This window comes from Persephonella marina EX-H1, assembly GCF_000021565.1.
GTDB classification, from domain to species: domain Bacteria; phylum Aquificota; class Aquificia; order Aquificales; family Hydrogenothermaceae; genus Persephonella; species Persephonella marina.
On sequence record NC_012440.1, the window covers coordinates 42,162 to 58,998 of the forward strand.

Below are 16,837 nucleotides of genomic sequence, written 5' to 3' on the forward strand. Positions count from 1 at the left end.
AGATGGATATAGACAAAGAGATACAGATCCTTTCAGATAAGATAAAGATTCTAAGGCAGGAGCTTAAGAAAGGCAACAGATCCGTTTTAAAAGAGCTTGTTGAAAGCAGAAAGAAGTTTAAGAAGCTGGCAAGAGAAAAACAGAAAAAGCTTTCTGCATGGGAAAGGGTACAGCTTGCAAGACATCCGAAAAGACCTCACACGATAGATTATATAAAAAATATATTCACGGACTTTGTTGAGCTGCATGGGGATAGAAGGTTTGGTGATGATAAGGCGATAATAGCAGGTTTTGCGTTTTTTGAAGGGATACCTGTTGCTGTTATCGGACACGAGAAGGGGAAGGACACAAAGGAGAAGATAGAGAGAAACTTCGGTATGCCCCATCCTGAAGGTTACAGAAAAGCTATAAGGATAATGAAACTTGCTGAGAAGTTTAGAAGACCTGTTCTCACGTTTATAGATACGCCTGGAGCATATCCCGGTATAGGGGCTGAAGAGAGAGGTCAGTCTCAGGCTATAGCTGAGAGTATTATGGTAATGGGTAGTCTGAAAACACCTATTATAGCAACTGTTATAGGGGAAGGTGGAAGTGGTGGAGCTCTTGCTTTAGGTGTTGCAGATAAGGTTCTGATGCTTGAGAACTCAATATACTCTGTTATATCACCTGAAGGATGTGCGGCTATACTTTTCAAATCGCAGGAAAAAGCTCCTGAAGCAGCTGAAAGTTTAAAGATAACAGCTAAGGATCTTAAGGAGCTTGGTATTATAGACTGTATTGTTCCTGAGCCCCTTGGTGGAGCACATCTACAGCCTGAAAAGATGTACAGGCTTATGAAAAGGGCTATAAGATCTACACTCAGAATGTTGATGGATAAGGATCCTGAAAAGCTTGTTGAGGAGAGACAGTCTAAGTTTTACTCTATGGGTAAGTTTGTGGAAAAATGAAGATAGTTGTATGGCAGACAGCCTTTTTAGGTGATCTTATTCTGACTACGCCTCTCATAAAATCATTAAAAAATCTGTATCCGGAATCCCAGATCCATCTTATATCAAAACCTTTTGGTAAGGATGTTTTTAAAGGAAATCCATACCTTGATGAGCTTATAGTATTTGATAAGAAGAGAGATTCAACGATCTCCCTTATAAAGAGATTGAGGAGAGAAGGTTACGATATAGCGATCTCACCTCACAGATCACACAGAGCATCCTATGTTCTTTTTTTATCAGGTATAAAAAAAAGGATAGGCTTTGATAGGGCTGGATTTTCTTTTCTGTACACAGATAAAGTTCCACACAGGTTTGATGGAACACATGAGATAAAGAGAAATCTTTCACTTTTAAAAAAGCTTGAAAGTTATGATAAAGGTAAGATAGACAGCTTACCTGAGCTTTTTCTCTCTGAGGAAGAGGACAGATTTTTTGAGAGTTTTGGACTTGAGGATAAAAAATATATAACGATTGCTCCAGGATCTAAATGGGAAACGAAAAGATGGACTGAAGAGGGCTTTTCAGAGCTTATAGATGAGCTTGTAAAGATGGGAGAGAGCGTTGTTATAATAGGCGGTAAGGAGGATGTTCAGGTCTCAAAAAGGATAGTGGACAGATTAAGCCATAAGAGTAATGTTATTGATCTTACAGGAAGTACATCACTGAGGGAGAGCTTCTCTGTAGTCAAACACTCAAAACTGCTTATATCAAACGATTCAGCACCAGTTCATATAGCTGTCTCCTTTAATACACCTGTTGTTGATATTTACGGTCCAACTGTAAGGGAGTTCGGTTTTTACCCCTACAGAAACGGGGTGGTGGTTGAGGCTGAAGGTGTGGTATGCAGACCTTGTGGACTTCACGGACACAGAAAATGTCCTACAGGAACATTTGAGTGTATGAAAAAGATAACCCCACAAAAAGTTTTAAAAGCTGTTAAAAGGTTTTTATAGGTTGGGAGCTTCCTTTTCTATAATGGTTGCTATATCCGACATCTCCTTACCTAAAAGGTAAACAAAATCATCAATAGTGACTATACCTGTCAGGTTTCCATCATTATCAACCACCGGAAATCTTCTCACACCAACATCTTTAACCCTTTCAAGAGCCTCAAATATACCTTCATCCTCTTTTAGTGTTACAGGATTTTCTGTCATTATGTTTTTGACAGGTATCTCAGCAGGCTGATCATTTCCAAGAACCCTTATAGCTATATCCCTGTCTGTTACAATACCAACAGGTCTGTTGTTCTCAACTATAACTACAGATCCAACATTCTTATCCCTCATAAGTTTTGCTACATCTTTTACAGGGGTGTCAGGTGATGCTGTAATGACCTCTTTTCTTGCAACATTTTTTATACCCATCTTTGCCTCCCTCCAGTTTTATACTTTTAATTTATAATATTTAAATCATTTAACAATCTATTTAAGGGATGATATGGGAGATATTAAAGAAGAGATAAAAGATCTTGCAGAAAGTATAAAAGATCAGATTGTACAGTGGAGAAGACGGATACATATGTATCCTGAGATCTCATCTGAGGAGTACAGAACTTCTGAGTTTGTAGCTGAAAAACTTGAGGAGTTTGGTGTTGATAAGGTTATAAGAAATTTCGGTGGTACAACGGCTGTTGTAGGTATCATAAAAGGTCAGGAAGATATAACGGTAGCTTTAAGGGCTGATATGGATGCTCTTCCTATGGAAGAGAAAACAGGTAAAGAGTACAGCTCAAAGATAAAAGGTGTTATGCATTCATGTGGACATGATGCCCACACAGCCATGCTTCTCGGTGCTGCAAAAGTTCTTGTTCAGATTAAGGATAAGCTAAAAGGGAATGTAAAACTTATATTTCAGCCATGTGAGGAGAGACAGGACTGTAGGGGAGCGAGAACGCTTGTCCAGAAAGGTGTTTTAAAAGATCCTGATGTCTCTGCTATATTCGGTTTACATGTTTTCCCTGAGCTTCCTGCAGGTGTTTTTGGTACGAAAGAGGGACATTTTTTAGCTTCTTCTGATGTTTTCAGGATAAAGATAATAGGAAAAGGAACACACGCCTCAAGACCCCATAAAGGTGTTGATCCTGTTCTTGTATCGGCACAGGTTATAAATGCTCTTCACCATATTGTAAGCAGAAAGGTTGATCCCCTTCATCCTGCTGTTCTTACAATAGGTAAGATAAAAGGTGGCTTTGCTGAGAATATAATACCTGAAGTTGTTGAGATGGAAGGGACTGTTAGAACGTTAAGTCTTGATCTGAGGGATATGATCCCTGTTTGGATTGAGGATACTATAAAAGGTGTGACATCGGCTTATGGAGCAAGATATGAGTTTTCTTTTAAGGAAGGAAACCCACCTGTTATAAATGACAGACTTACAACAAGATTTACATTTTCTATGCTTAAGGATCTTTTTGGTGATGATAGGGTTGTTGAGCTTGAAAATCCAACAATGGGTGGTGAGGACTTCTCAGAGTATCTTATGAAAGTTCCCGGAACATTTATAAGGCTTGGTATAAGAAATGAGAAAAAAGGGATAACAGCACCACTTCACAGCCCTTTATTTGATGTTGATGAGGATGTTCTTCCTGATGGATCTTCCGCACTGGCCTATCTCGCTTATAGATGGCTTGAGGAACATTCTTAATAAGATAAAAGCCATTTCCAGAGAGGTTTTATATATATTTTGTAACCGTCTATTTCAATCTCTTTTTCTCTATCTGAGGTTACTAAATAGGCCTTTTTCAGGTTTAGATATCTCATACCTTCTATTAGTGAATTTATCTCTCTCTGAAATGTTTTCCTCTCAGATATATCATAGCTGACATTTATCAGAAGCCTTTCAGCAGGTATATAAAAATCAACCTCTTTTTTCTCTTTAAAGTAGTATATCTCAGGATATTTTCTCCTCAGATGGAGAAAAACAGAGTTCTCATACAGTTTTGAGTAATCGGGGGAAAAAGAGGTGTTGTATATATAATTAAATCCATTATCTATAATAAAAACCTTTTTAGGATTTCTCTGTTCTTCTTTTACAGAACTTCTAAATATGGAAGTTGTAAAAAGAGTATAAGCATCACTTAAATATTCAAAATATTCAAATAAAGTATCTTTAGATAGTTTATAACCCATAGATTTAAAATCGTTGTACAACTTGCTTATACTTATCAAAGTCGCCGGATTAGAGAAAATATATTTAATAAGCAGCTTTAGTAATGAAAGATTTTTGATACCATACCTTTCAATAACATCCCTGTAAACGATCAGATCCACATAATCTCTTAAAGTTCTTACTATAACATCCTCATTTTCTTCCAGGGCGATTTCAGGAAAACCACCCTGAAGCAGATAGTTCTCAAGATTCTTCTTTATAAAGGAGATACTCTTTGATGAATAAAGATTTATCTGAATATCTCTGAATTTTAAATACTCTTTAAAACTCAATGGAAATATCTCATAGGTTATAGTTCTTCCTCTTAAAGAGGTTGCTATCTCTTTTGAAAGTAATTTAGATGAAGAGCCTGTTAAAAAGATATTTGCATTTAGGCTGTCATAGATTCTTCTAACAAACTTTTCCCAGTGTTTAACCTCTTGAATCTCATCAAAAAAGATATAGATCTTTTCATCCCTCTTTTCTGGGAAAAGCTCAAAGTAAGCCTCTATAATCTCATTTAGATTTCTGTAACTCAGTCCGGTAAGTCTTTCATCCTCAAAACTGATATAAATAATATTCCTGTTTAAACCTTTTTTTCTGAGTTTACTGATTATCTGATAAAGTATGTACGTCTTTCCACTTCTCCTTACTCCAATTAATGAGATTATTTTTTTTGAATTGATAGGAATGTTATAATCCCTTTCTATAAAATTAAGATCCCTTTCCTGGAAGTCTGTTATCAGTTTTTTGAAAAGTTCTGTCATTTTATCATCCTTCATAAGGATAAATATAAATAATTTTATCCTTGTTAACAAGACTAAAATCCAATCAAAAAGAAAAGATTTTTGGAAAGAATAATGCGGAATAATATAGATCAGTCTGTTATATATATTTAACGGCCTTCTTAAATGGACTTATGTAAAGAGTTGATTTTTTTAAATATAACCTTATCATTAAGGTAAGTACTAAATTTTGTAGTAGGAGTTTAAGATGAAAAGGAATTTGGTTGTGGCTGTTTTGTGTTTTTCTATTTATACAGGATTGTCTATGGCCCATGAAGATGTGGGCGACACAAATGAAATGGAAACTCAGATGCATAAAAGTCATTTCTCACAAAAAGGGATGGGTATGCATGGAGGAATGGGAATGATGCAGATTATGATGATGGATCCTGAGATTAAAAAAATAATGATGAAACATATGAGAGAATGTAAAAAGCAGGTCATGAAAAAAATGATGGGTGATCAAATGGTTTTAAAAAGAATGATAAGGATGCTTGTTATGAATAAAGATACAGAAAAAGAGATTCTGAAAGAAAATCCTGATCTAAAAGAAGAGATCAAAAGTATGCTGAAATAGATCAGGATCTATAGATCTGTTTAAATGACGAAATAACCAGTATTTCCAAATAAAAGTTTAAGAGGTTTGCTATGAGATTAAATAGAAGGGATCTATTAAAACTATCCGCTTCTTCTTTTGCACTTGGTTTATTAGGTAAACCGGTTCCTCTGTTTGCAGCAAGCAGAGGATTTCATATAGCTGATAGAAAGGAAACAGATACCACAGTGGAGTATGAGATAGTAATTAAAAAAGAAAGGATACCCATTGGAGATAAAAAAGGTACAGCATTTTTATTTAATGATAACTTCCCTGCACCATTAATAAGGTTAAAAGAGGGTAAACAGGCTGTTATAAAAGTATTTAATGAAACTGATGAATCCACATCAATACACTGGCATGGCTTAATATTACCTAACGATATGGATGGTGTTCCTGGTGTTACATACAGAGGAATTCTCCCTAAAAGCAGTTTTGTTTACAGCTTTCCTGTAATTCAGAGTGGTACATACTGGTACCACAGCCATACAGGTCTGCAAGAACAACAGGGACATTACGGCCCATTAATAATAGACCCTAAAGATCCGGAGCCGTTTGAATACGACAGGGATTATGTTGTTCAGCTTTCTGACTGGACATATGAGGATCCTGACGAAGTATTACTTCATCTAAAAAAATGGGATGGATATTACAACTACCAGAAAAGAACTGTTTTTGATTTATATGAGGATATAAAGGAAAAAGGATTCCAGAATACATTAAGAGAAAGGTTAATGTGGGCTAAAATGAGAATGAATCCAAGGGATATTTCTGATATTACAGCATCAACCTTCATTTATCTAATAAATGGTCTGACTAAGGAGGAAAATCCAACATTCATTTTTAAAAAAGGTGAGAGAGTAAGACTCAGATTTATAAATGCTGCAGCATCTACATATTTTGACGTGAGAATACCCGGTCTAAAGATGAGAGTTGTACAGGCAGATGGTCAGAGTATAGAGCCTGTTGATATTGATGAGTTTAGAATCGCTATCGCAGAGACATACGATGTCATAGTTCAGCCTGAAGAAAATATACCTTACACAATTTTTGCGGAAACAATGGATAGAAGTGGATATACAAGGGCAACACTCTCTCCGGATAGAGGACTTCAGGCTCCTATTCCTAAAAGAAGGCCTCCTTCCACAAGGGGAATGAAAGCGATGGGAATGTCACACAGTATGAAATCAAAGGGGTTGTGTGGTGAATGCGAACTGATCTCAGATCCTACAAGGGAGATATTTGGAGCAGATGCAGCCATGATACAGAAAAGTCCAATATGCAGAATTGATGATCCTGGAGTTGGATTTGAAGGTGTGGATCATAAAGTTTTAACGTATGCAGATTTAAGAAGTATAGAACCATTTGAAAGGAGAAAACCAACAAGACAGATAGATATCCATCTTGTAGGAAATATGGAAAGATACATATGGAAGATGTACTCATACGACGGAAAAAGATGGAGTTCTGAGTTTCACCAACTGATTAAAGCAAGATATAACGAAAGGATTAGAATCGTTTTTATAAATCACACAATGATGGATCATCCCATCCATCTACACGGGATGTGGATGTATCTTCAGAATAACAGTGGGGAGTACAGCCCAAGAAAGCATACGGTAAATATAAAGCCTGCAGAAAAACTGTGTGTTGAGATAGATAATGATGCTTTAGGAAACTGGGCATTTCACTGTCATATTATGTATCACATGCACACAGGTATGTTTAGAGTTTTACAGGTGTGTAAATAGTGGAGGATAAAAATGTTTAAAAGATTATTAATATCAATAGGATTAATCTCTTTTTTATATGGAGTATCTAATGCAGAACCTTCAGAAGATTGCGACTTTTATCCTGTAAAAAAGATGAAGCCTTTGTACTATGGCCAGATATTATTTGACAGGCTTGAGTATGATGATAGTAAGAGATTAAACTATGAGGTTACATCGTGGTATGGCGGGGATTATCAAAGATTCTGGATAGAGGTTGAGGGAGAGAATAATTTTGAAAAAGAGGAAGGAGATTTAGAAAGATTAGATGTACTTTATGGAAAACTTTTTTCCCCTTTCTGGGATATTAGAGCAGGCGTAGGTTATAGAAGCTCTTACGGTGACGGAACAAAGGACAGAAAATCATTTGTTGTAGGGTTAAAAGGTCTTGCTCCTTACTGGTTTGAGGTGGATACAAACATGAGGTTTACAACTGAAGGTGAGCTTTATGGAGATGTTGAGGCGGAGTATGATCTTTTATTCACCCAGAGATTAGTTTTTCAACCACGAATAGATACGACATTCTCTTTTTCTGATATACCTGAGATAGGTGTTTATAATGGGATCAATAATATAAATTTAAGTTTCAGATTGAGATACGAACTGAAAAGGGAGTTTGCCCCTTACATAGGATTTTCTTACAACAGTTTTTTTGGAGACATTAAAGATAGAAATGGTAAAGATCATGATTTAACTGCGTTCTTCGGAGTGAGGGTCTGGTTTTAAGGTTGTTTACTAATTTTACACACAATTGAAAAACTCTCTTTTTGTGATAAAATATTATTTTGCATTTTATCCAGACAGATTAAGGAGGTAAAAGTATGTTTGCGGTTATAAAAACAGGAGGAAAGCAGTACAGGGTTGAGCCTGGCATGCTTTTAAAGGTTGAGAAACTTCCAGCAGATGTTGGAGAAACTGTAGAGATAGAAGCATCCTTAATAAAGGATGATCAGGGGAATATCAAGACTGAAGGAAAGGTTGAGGCTGAAGTTGTAGAACATGGAAAACACAAAAAGGTTCTCGTATTCCATTTTAAGAGAAAGAAAAACTACAAAAAGTTAAATGGACACAGACAGCCTTACACATTAATTAAGATTAAAGATATCAAGGCTTAAAAGGAGGATTAAGATATGGCTTCAAAGAAAAGTGGTGGTTCAGCTAAGAACGGTAGGGATTCATTCAGTAAACGTCTTGGTGTGAAAAGGTATGACGGACAGGTTGTGAAAGCTGGAAATATACTTGTCAGACAGAGGGGAACAAAGATATACCCTGGAAAGAATGTTGGACTTGGTAATGACTACACACTTTTCGCACTTATAGACGGAAAGGTTAAGTTTGAAACATCTAAAGGAAAGAAAGTAGTAAGCGTATATCCACTTGATGCATAAAAAGCAGGCTTTTTGCCTGCTTTAAAAATGTAATCTCTCCCTTTTATGTGTGTATATAACACTCAGTACAGTTCCAACTATCAGAGAAAAAGTAACGACAGAACTTCCCCCGTAACTTAAGAATGGGAGTGTTATCCCAACAACAGGTGCCAGACCTACAGTCATGGCTATATTTATAAAAGCCTGAACAGTTATAAGACCTCCAGCTCCGTAACAGATATACTTACCACCGTAATACTTTATCTTACTTCCAAGGTACAGAATCCTCAGTCCAAGAATAAGGTAGGCTGTAAGAATGGTTATAGATACGACAAATCCCCATTCCTCACCTATCGTTGCAAATATAAAATCTGTATGCTGCTCAGGCAGGAAGAAAAGCTTTGACTGTGTTCCCTGAAGGTATCCTTTCCCGAATATATAACCTGAACCTATCGCTATCTTTGACTGGAGTATATGGTATGCTGTTCCGAAAGGATCGGCTTCAGGATTTAGAAAGGCAAGTATCCTTTTTTTCTGGTAGTCCTTAAGATGTTCCCATATGAAAGGTGCGCTGAGTACCAGAACGGAAAGTGTTGCGATTATATACTTCTTGTTCAGATTCGCAAGGAAAAGTATTATAACAACAGGTATAAGAACGGTTATCGCTGTTCCAAGATCAGGCTGTTTCAGAATGAGAATAAAAGGTATTGTAGATAGAACAAATATCTTCAGTCCTTCAATGAAAGAAACCCTCTTACTGTTTTCAAGTATGTAGGCAACCATCAGTATGATTATAAATTTCATCATCTCTGAAGGCTGGATCATAAAAAAACCAAGTTTTATCCATCTTTTTGCGCCCAGGATCGTTGTTCCAAAGAATATAACAGCTATAAGGAGCAATATTCCGGTGATATAGAGGTAGGGAGCTGCATTGAGTAACTTTCTGTAGTCTAAAGAGGGAAATATTAGAATTATAAATGTACCTATTAAGGCGTAAACAGCCTGTTTTATATAAAGTGATGAGTACTCATGGAATGTGGCACTGTATATGTTTATAACACTCCATGTGAGGAGACCGAGGACTGTAAACAGTATAACAGGATCGTATCTGCTGAAAAATGTCTTAATGTTTTTCATTTATAAGTCCTTCTTTATAAAGTTTCATTATAATGGATTTTGTTATGGGAACCGCTGTTTTACTACCTCCTATACCATGTTCCACAAAAACAGAGAGGGCAAATCTTGGTTTTTTGTATGGAAAAAACGCAACATACCATGCGTGGTTCTGTAAATCCCATCTGTCTATCTTTTTGTTTTTTTCAGGCTTTCTGAAAACCTGTGCTGTTCCCGTTTTTCCTGCATTTTTTACAGGGAGATCTGACAGTTTTCTTGCCGTCCCTTTCTTCCCATAAACAACGAGATACAAACCCTTTTTTATGACTTTGATATAATCCTTCTTTATATCAAGAACCCTGATAAGTTCAGGCTTTGTTTCAACAAGTTCCTGAAGATCCATATCAAAATAACTTTTAAGAAGTTTTGGCTTATAGACCTTCCCGCCGTTGGCTATAGGTGATATGATCTTTATACCGTCAAAGGGTGTGATAGCGAGAAATCCCTGTCCTATACTGTAGTTTACAGTATCCCCAAGAAACCAGGGCTCTCCTATTGCAGACATCTTCCATTCAGGAACGGGAACCCTTGATCTTCTCTTTTCAATCTCAGGATTTAGCTTCTCACCGAGTCCAAAAAGTGAGGCATAGTAGGATATCTTTGTAGCCCCAAGATCAAGACCTATCTGGTAAAAATATGTATCACACGACATCTCAAGAGCCTGTCTGACATCAATACTGCCACACCCTGAAGGATCCCAGTTTCTGTAAACCCAGTTTCCTATCTCAAAGGATCCACCGCTGTATATTTTCTGGTATGGTGACACAACCCCTTCCTGAAGGGCTGCAAGGCCTACAATTATCTTAAATATTGATCCTGGAGGGTATATACCGCTTAAAGCTTTATTGAATAATGGTTTATACTTGTTTTTAATTAGCTTATTCCACTCTTTTTTAGTCAGGCCGTCTGAGAACTTCTGTATGTTGTAAAGGGGATAACTTAGAAGGGCAAGAATCTCATAGTTCTGTGGATTTACAATAATCACAGCTCCAGATTTCTGTCCTGAGTTTTTAAAGGCCTCATAGGCTATCTTCTGTATTCTTGCATCAATTGTAAGATATATATCGTTACCCCTTTTTGGTTGTATCTCCCACAGAACCTTTTTCAGTCTTCCAAGTGCATCAACAACAACAGCTTTTACACCGTACTTACCTCTCAGATACCTGTCGTAGATCTTCTCAACACCCTGTTTTCCTATAAGCATATCAGGTGATAGTGATGGATCTTCCCTCAGATCCTTCTCAGATGGATAACCTACATAACCGAGTAGGTGGGGCATATACTTTGCGTACTCTGTGTAAACCCTTTTAGGCTGAACCTCAATAAAAAGACCATTAAATAGGTATGAGTAGTTAAAGAAAATCTTTATACTTTTTTCAGATAGATCTTTTTTTATTATAACCTTTCTGGCAAAGCCTTTTTTTATTCTCTCTTCGGTCTTTTCGTCTAAATCTATCCCGAGTATCTTCTTCAGATTCTTTTTCAGTTCAGGAAGATTCTTTTTTACTATGTATGGAAAGACATACAGGTTGTAGGAAGGCTCATCATAAGCAAGTAGAATACCGTTCCTGTCGTATATCTTTCCTCGTGGGGGATTTAATGTTATAAGTCTGAGATGGTTCTTTTCAGAAAGCTCCCTGTAGTATGTACCCTTAAGGATCTGCAGGTACACAAGTCTCCCTGCTAAGATCAGGAATACCAGTAAGAAAGCTATCACTAAAAGATTAAATCTGTCTATTCTCATTTATTATCTGCACTATATAGAATATTAAGAAGTTTAAAAAAACATATGCAAAAAATGAGACATTTATATAAAAGATGCCAGTTTTCAGAAATGTCAGTAGTATTTTAACAGTTATATCCATAACGGATAACAGTATTATAAGTATAGATCTTATGAAAATATCACCAAGGAAAAATCTGTTCTTTACGCTAAATGTTGCCAGTGTTAAAAGAAGTTTACTGATAAGGTTAAAAGCTGTAGGAACGGGGTTTAACATATCCTGAAGGATACCAACAAATATGGAAAACTTCAGTGAATCTTTCAGACCGTGGTTAAGTGTATAAAGGATTATGAGGATCACAAGAAAGTCAGGGGTAAAGTTCATAACTGAGAGATTCTTTATAACTATAGAAGACTGAAGTATAAGCAGTACCAAAGCTAAGATGTATATTCTCATCTCTTTTTACTTTTTTCCCTCTTTGTTATAACAACAACATACTCAACAGAAAGGGGATTTATATCAAGTTTTATATCAACATTTTTGAAGAAGTCACCTTCCTCGTAGTTTATACTTTTAATCTTTCCTATAGGGATTCCGGGGGGATAGTTTTTACCTACATCTGTAGTCTCAATAATATCACCTATCCTTATATCCTGTTGAGGTTTGACGTACTTTAATACGCCTGATTTGAGATCTTTACCCTGAAAAAAGACGAGCTCCCTTGTTTTCCTTGTTCTTGCAGGTATCCTGAAATTTTTGTCTGATACTAACAGAACGGAAGAGCTGAAAGGACCTACACTGTACACAATACCGAGAAGGTATCCGTCAGATACAACAAGATCACCTTTTTTTATACCGCTTTTCTTCCCAAGATTTATGATAAGAAAGTTTGACCAGTTATCAGGGGAAAAGCCTATAACTTTCCCTGTCAGTAGCCTGTATTTTTTAAATCTCTTTTTGAAATTTGCTATGGAGGAAAGCCTCTGGTTCTCAATCTCATACTGTTTTAAAAGTGTTATCTCACCTTTTAATCTTTCTATCTCTTTCTTCAGCTCTTTATTTTCTCTGTAAAGTCTGTAGTTATCCTCAACAGATCTTATAACAGAGGAGAATGTTTCATAAACGCCGTCTACAGCTTTCAGAAATGGATGAAAGACTGTGAGGACGGCCCCTTTGGAGTTTGGTATAAGAAAAAGGTAAACAACGCTTATAGATAAAACAATAACAACAAAAAGGGTTACCCTTTTAAATCCTTTTTTTTTAAACATCCTTTTTACTGGAATGATACACGTTTAATAAGTTCAATATCGTTTAAGGCCTCACCAATACCCCTTGCAACAGCTGTTAGAGGGTCATCACAGTAGTAAACAGGAAGGTTTGTTTCTTCTTTAAGTCTTAGATCCATACCGTAAAGTAAAGATCCACCTCCAGCAAGTACAATCCCCCTTTCAACGATATCAGCGGCAAGCTCGGGAGGTGTTCTCTCAAGGGCATTTCTTACAGCATTTATAATACTTGTTATAACATCCTCTATAGCTATTCTTATCTCTTCCCCTGTTATTGTCACACTTCTCGGCATACCTGTCATATCCCTTCCCCTTATCTCCATTGTCTCCTTGTCCCTTTCAGTTGGGTAGGCAGATCCTATCTGAACCTTAACCCTCTCCGCTGTCTGTTCACCTATAAGAATGTGATGAGATCTTTTAAGATGCTGAATTATAGCCTTGTTTACCTCATCCCCTGCTATTCTTATTGATGTTGAAAGAACAAGACCTGAAAGAGATATAACTGCTATCTCTGAAGTTCCTCCACCTATATCAACGATCATATTTCCACCTGGGGCTGATATAGGAAGGCCTGCACCTATAGCTGCTGCCATAGGTTCTGCAATAAGGAAAACATCCCTTGCTCCAGCCTGTCTTGCTGCATCTATAACAGCTCTTTTTTCAACGGTTGTTATCCCGGACGGAACACCAACTATAATTCTTGGTCTCGGTTTTAAGAATTTTGTTAATGGAAGATTCTTATGAACTTTTCTTATAAAGTACTTGAGCATCTCCTGCGTAACATCAAAGTCAGCTATAACACCATCTTTTAGAGGTCTTACAACTTCTATATTTTCAGGTGTTTTACCTATCATTGCCTTAGCTTCTTCACCAACGGCTATTACCTTTCCTGTTGTTTTCTCAATAGAGACTATAGAAGGTTCTGAGAAAACGATACCTTTTCCCTTGACAAAAACAAGGGTGTTTGCCGTCCCAAGATCAATTCCGATATCATTTGAGAAAAATCCAAGAATGGAATTTAGAAACATATTCCCTCCAGTAAAAAAGATAAATTAGAAAATATATTATAAACTATTATTAAAAAGAATTTTCTCAAGATGGAGGTTAGTATGTTTAAAGGCTCAATCGTTGCACTGATAACACCTTTTAAGGATGGTGCTATAGATAGGAAATCTCTTAAAAGACTTATAGATTTCCATGTTGAAAAGGGAACTGATGGGATTGTTATAGCAGGAACTACAGGTGAGTCGGCAACACTGACTTTCAGCGAACATGAAGATCTTATAAAGATGGCCGTTGAGTTTGCAGACAAAAGAATTCCGATAATTGCCGGAACAGGGGCAAATGCAACACATGAGGCTATTGCATTAACAAAATCGGCAGAAAAGGCAGGTGCGGATGGCTCTCTCCAGATAGTTCCCTATTACAACAAACCGACTCAGGAAGGAATTTACCAGCATTTTAAGGCGATAGCAGAAGAAACTTCCATTCCCCTTATACTTTACAACATACCTTCAAGGACAGGTGTTGATATGCTTCCTGAAACATTCGCAAGACTTTACTCAGACTTCCCAAATGTTATAGGTATAAAGGAGGCAACAGGTAATGTTGCAAGAGTTTCTGAGATGATATCGCTCACAAATCCTGATGTTGTTATTCTATCAGGTGATGATGCCCTGACGCTCCCTATGATGGCTGTTGGAGCTAAAGGTGTTATATCAGTTGCAAACAACCTTGTCCCTGAAGATATAGCAACAATGTGCAGACTTGCCCTTGAAGGAAGATTTGAGGAGGCAAGGCAGATACATGATAGATACTGGAAGCTCTTTAAGACATTATTTATTGAGACAAATCCTATACCTGTAAAAACTGCAGCCTACCTTATGGGGCTTATTGATGATATTGAGATGAGACTTCCCCTCTATTACATGAAACCTGAAAATGAGGAAAAGCTTAAATCGGTTCTAAAGGATTACGGTCTTATAAGGTAGATTTGCAAAATTTCAAAAAATTTTTTAAAGAAAAGTTCTGAAACACCGGTACTTAAACCGTTTTCTTTGGTATAATTTTTGCTTTATATTTTCAGACTTAAAAATTTGCTGGAGGATTTTTTTGAGAGTAGGTATTGTTGGAACGGGAAATATGGGATCTAAGTATATTAAAAAATTTGAGATTCTCGGTTACGATGCTGTCCTTATAGATAAAGAACAGTCAAGACTGAAAGATTTTCCTGAGAGATTCAAAAAGTATACAGATATAGATGAGGCATTAAAAAATGAGAATATAGATTTCCTCTTTGTTGCAACAGACCCTGTTTCTCACATACCGATAGCAAAAAAGGCACTTGAAAGGGGGATAAATGTTATGGTGGAAAAGCCCCCTTCAATAAAACCTTCAGAACTTGAGGATGCTATAAATTTTGCATATAAGAACAACGCTGTTTTAGAGGTCTCGGAGATAGAGCTCAGATCAAACAGTATAAGAAATCTTGATATAGGGAGCTCTGTTGATCAGGTTCAGGCATACAGACTAAACCTTGGAAGAGGTTATATAAACCCATTTTACGATCTTGCGTGGCATGATCTTTATATATTCAGCTATCTTTTTGGTGAGTTTAGTATAAAGAGTGTGAAAGATAAAGGAGATATCTTTGATATATATGGTGAGACTGAAGAGAATGAGTTCTTTCTTCAGGTTGCATGGAGTCATGACTATCTAAGAAGAGAATGGATATTAAGATCAAAGGAAGGGGAGATAAAGCTCAACTTTGTTGAGGACAGGATAGAGTACCCTTCTGGAAAGGTAAAAGAGAAGGATAATATTGACAAGCTTGAGCTTATGATAAAACAGTTCGTCCAGAACCCATCTTTTGAAAGCTCTTTCAGAGCTTTAAACATCCTTAAGGAGTTTGACAAATTCAGAGTATAAAGGAGAGAGCATTGATCCCGATAATAAAGCCTGTTTTTGGGAAAGAGGAAGAAGATACAGTTCTTGAGATTATGAAAAGCGGTCAGATAACCCGTGGAAGATGGACATTAAAGTTTAAGGAAAGTTTCAGCGATTATATAGGTTCAACATTCTGTCATCCTGTTTGCAGTGGTACAGCGGCTCTTTATATTGCATTAAAAGCTGTTGGTGTAAGCAGCCCTGAAGATGTTGTTATAGTTCCGGCTATGAGCTTTATGGCAACGATAGATGCTGTTTTACTTGCAGGTGGAAAGCCTGTTGTTGTTGATGTTGGTGATGATTACTGTATGGATCCAGAGCAGCTAGAGGAAGCTGTTGAGAAATACAGACCAAAGGTTGTTATACCTGTTCATCTTTTTGGTCAGACAGCTGATATGGACAGGATAAAGGAGATCTGTAGAGAGAATGATGTGATAGTTCTTGAGGATGCAGCACAGGCACACGGAGCTGAGTATAAAGGGAAAAAAGCTGGAAATCTTGGTGATCTGTCAGCCTTCAGCTTTTATGCCTCAAAGAATGTTGCAATGGGTGAAGGAGGAGCGATTTTAACATCAGATCCAGAGATAGATGAGAAGATATCAAACTGGATAGAGTTTGGAGACCATCCAGCACTGAACCTGAGAATTACAGAGTTTCAGGCCGGTATAGGTTACTGGCAGCTCCAGAAGCTTGATGATACAAATGAGAAAAGAAGAAAGATAGCAAAACTTTATAACAGAGAGTTTAGAGATCTTCCTGCCCTAAAGCTTCCTGAGGAGCTTGATGGAAGAAAACATGTGTTTCATATATACGCCCTCAGACATCCAAAAAGGGATCAGATACTTGAAAGACTGATAGAAAAGGGGATAGGAGCAAGGGTCTATTACGATTACACACTCCACCAGCTTAGGAATGCTGAGCATTTAGATTGTGGTTTCTCTGAAAAGGTTGTTAAAGAGATATTTGCCATTCCCGTTCATGCAGCTTTAAAAGAGGATGAGATAGCATATATTGTAGATACTGTTAAAAAGGTTGTAAAAGATCTGTCCTGAG

Annotated in this window: 18 protein-coding genes; 11 read left to right on the forward strand and 7 right to left on the reverse strand. The window is 37.0% G+C overall.

Annotation, left to right across the window (positions count from 1 at the left end; genetic code table 11):
• Positions 1-2: 2 nt before the first annotated feature.
• Both PERMA_RS00210 and waaF read left to right on the forward strand, forming a co-directional pair.
• A complete protein-coding gene (locus PERMA_RS00210) occupies positions 3-947 on the forward strand; it encodes an acetyl-CoA carboxylase carboxyltransferase subunit alpha (protein WP_012675597.1) in 945 nt (314 codons plus the stop codon).
• A complete protein-coding gene (waaF, locus tag PERMA_RS00215; RefSeq protein ID WP_012676317.1) occupies positions 944-1,942 on the forward strand; it encodes a lipopolysaccharide heptosyltransferase II in 999 nt (332 codons plus the stop codon). The genes PERMA_RS00210 and waaF overlap by 4 nt, the downstream gene beginning before the upstream one ends.
• On the opposite strand, the gene PERMA_RS00220 is transcribed toward waaF, so the two are convergent.
• Entirely contained in the window at positions 1,937-2,356 is a 420-nt protein-coding gene (locus PERMA_RS00220) for a CBS domain-containing protein (RefSeq protein ID WP_012676489.1), read from the reverse strand. The genes waaF and PERMA_RS00220 overlap by 6 nt on opposite strands.
• 73 nt (positions 2,357-2,429) lie before the next feature.
• Between PERMA_RS00220 and PERMA_RS00225 the strand changes: the two genes are divergently transcribed.
• A complete protein-coding gene (locus PERMA_RS00225) occupies positions 2,430-3,635 on the forward strand; it encodes a M20 metallopeptidase family protein (protein WP_015898929.1) in 1,206 nt (401 codons plus the stop codon).
• Here PERMA_RS00225 and PERMA_RS00230 read toward each other — a convergent pair.
• Complete coding sequence (locus PERMA_RS00230; protein ID WP_012675491.1) at positions 3,632-4,906, reverse strand: ATP-binding protein; 1,275 nt, start codon at positions 4,904-4,906, stop codon at positions 3,632-3,634. The two genes, PERMA_RS00225 and PERMA_RS00230, sit on opposite strands and share 4 nt — an antisense overlap.
• Before the next feature lie 226 nt (positions 4,907-5,132).
• Between PERMA_RS00230 and PERMA_RS00235 the strand changes: the two genes are divergently transcribed.
• The 5 genes from PERMA_RS00235 to rpmA all read left to right on the forward strand — a co-directional run bounded on the left by PERMA_RS00235 (position 5,133) and on the right by rpmA (position 8,676).
• Positions 5,133-5,501: a hypothetical protein gene (locus tag PERMA_RS00235; RefSeq protein WP_041530847.1), complete on the forward strand. Its 369-nt coding sequence runs from the start codon at positions 5,133-5,135 to the stop codon at positions 5,499-5,501.
• Positions 5,502-5,572: 71 nt separating this feature from the next.
• Positions 5,573-7,270, forward strand: a complete 1,698-nt coding sequence (locus PERMA_RS00240; RefSeq protein WP_012675937.1) for a copper resistance system multicopper oxidase — start codon at positions 5,573-5,575, stop codon at positions 7,268-7,270.
• 12 nt (positions 7,271-7,282) lie between these two features.
• Positions 7,283-8,014, forward strand: coding sequence for a copper resistance protein B (locus tag PERMA_RS00245; protein WP_012676859.1), 732 nt, complete (start codon positions 7,283-7,285; stop codon positions 8,012-8,014).
• A gap of 95 nt (positions 8,015-8,109) precedes the next feature.
• Positions 8,110-8,403, forward strand: a complete 294-nt coding sequence (rplU, locus tag PERMA_RS00250; protein WP_012676185.1) for a 50S ribosomal protein L21 — start codon at positions 8,110-8,112, stop codon at positions 8,401-8,403.
• 15 nt (positions 8,404-8,418) lie between these two features.
• Positions 8,419-8,676 (forward strand): 50S ribosomal protein L27, encoded by a 258-nt coding sequence (rpmA, locus tag PERMA_RS00255; RefSeq protein WP_015898935.1) that lies wholly within the window; start codon positions 8,419-8,421, stop codon positions 8,674-8,676.
• A gap of 21 nt (positions 8,677-8,697) precedes the next feature.
• Here the strand turns inward: rpmA and rodA are convergent, their stop codons facing one another.
• The 5 genes from rodA to PERMA_RS00280 are packed head-to-tail and all read right to left on the reverse strand — an operon-like array spanning position 8,698 to position 13,866.
• Positions 8,698-9,792, reverse strand: a complete 1,095-nt coding sequence (rodA, locus tag PERMA_RS00260; RefSeq protein ID WP_012676501.1) for a rod shape-determining protein RodA — start codon at positions 9,790-9,792, stop codon at positions 8,698-8,700.
• Positions 9,779-11,572, reverse strand: coding sequence for a penicillin-binding protein 2 (gene mrdA, locus PERMA_RS00265; protein WP_012675638.1), 1,794 nt, complete (start codon positions 11,570-11,572; stop codon positions 9,779-9,781). The genes rodA and mrdA overlap by 14 nt, the downstream gene beginning before the upstream one ends.
• Positions 11,553-12,008, reverse strand: a complete 456-nt coding sequence (gene mreD, locus PERMA_RS00270; protein ID WP_041530848.1) for a rod shape-determining protein MreD — start codon at positions 12,006-12,008, stop codon at positions 11,553-11,555. The genes mrdA and mreD overlap by 20 nt, the downstream gene beginning before the upstream one ends.
• Complete coding sequence (gene mreC / locus PERMA_RS00275) at positions 12,005-12,820, reverse strand: rod shape-determining protein MreC (RefSeq protein WP_012675920.1); 816 nt, start codon at positions 12,818-12,820, stop codon at positions 12,005-12,007. The genes mreD and mreC overlap by 4 nt, the downstream gene beginning before the upstream one ends.
• A 5-nt stretch (positions 12,821-12,825) precedes the next feature.
• Positions 12,826-13,866 (reverse strand): rod shape-determining protein, encoded by a 1,041-nt coding sequence (locus tag PERMA_RS00280; protein ID WP_012675395.1) that lies wholly within the window; start codon positions 13,864-13,866, stop codon positions 12,826-12,828.
• A gap of 81 nt (positions 13,867-13,947) precedes the next feature.
• Between PERMA_RS00280 and dapA the strand changes: the two genes are divergently transcribed.
• From dapA to PERMA_RS00295, 3 genes are all read left to right on the forward strand, one after another.
• On the forward strand, positions 13,948-14,829 hold the full coding sequence (gene dapA, locus PERMA_RS00285; RefSeq protein WP_012675960.1) for a 4-hydroxy-tetrahydrodipicolinate synthase: 882 nt from the start codon (positions 13,948-13,950) through the stop codon (positions 14,827-14,829).
• Between the two features lie 121 nt (positions 14,830-14,950).
• On the forward strand, positions 14,951-15,766 hold the full coding sequence (locus PERMA_RS00290; RefSeq protein ID WP_012675678.1) for a Gfo/Idh/MocA family protein: 816 nt from the start codon (positions 14,951-14,953) through the stop codon (positions 15,764-15,766).
• A gap of 11 nt (positions 15,767-15,777) precedes the next feature.
• Positions 15,778-16,836 carry a DegT/DnrJ/EryC1/StrS family aminotransferase gene (locus tag PERMA_RS00295; RefSeq protein WP_012675336.1) on the forward strand — a complete coding sequence of 353 codons (1,059 nt, stop codon included), beginning with the start codon at positions 15,778-15,780 and terminating at the stop codon, positions 16,834-16,836.
• Position 16,837 lies beyond the last annotated feature (1 nt).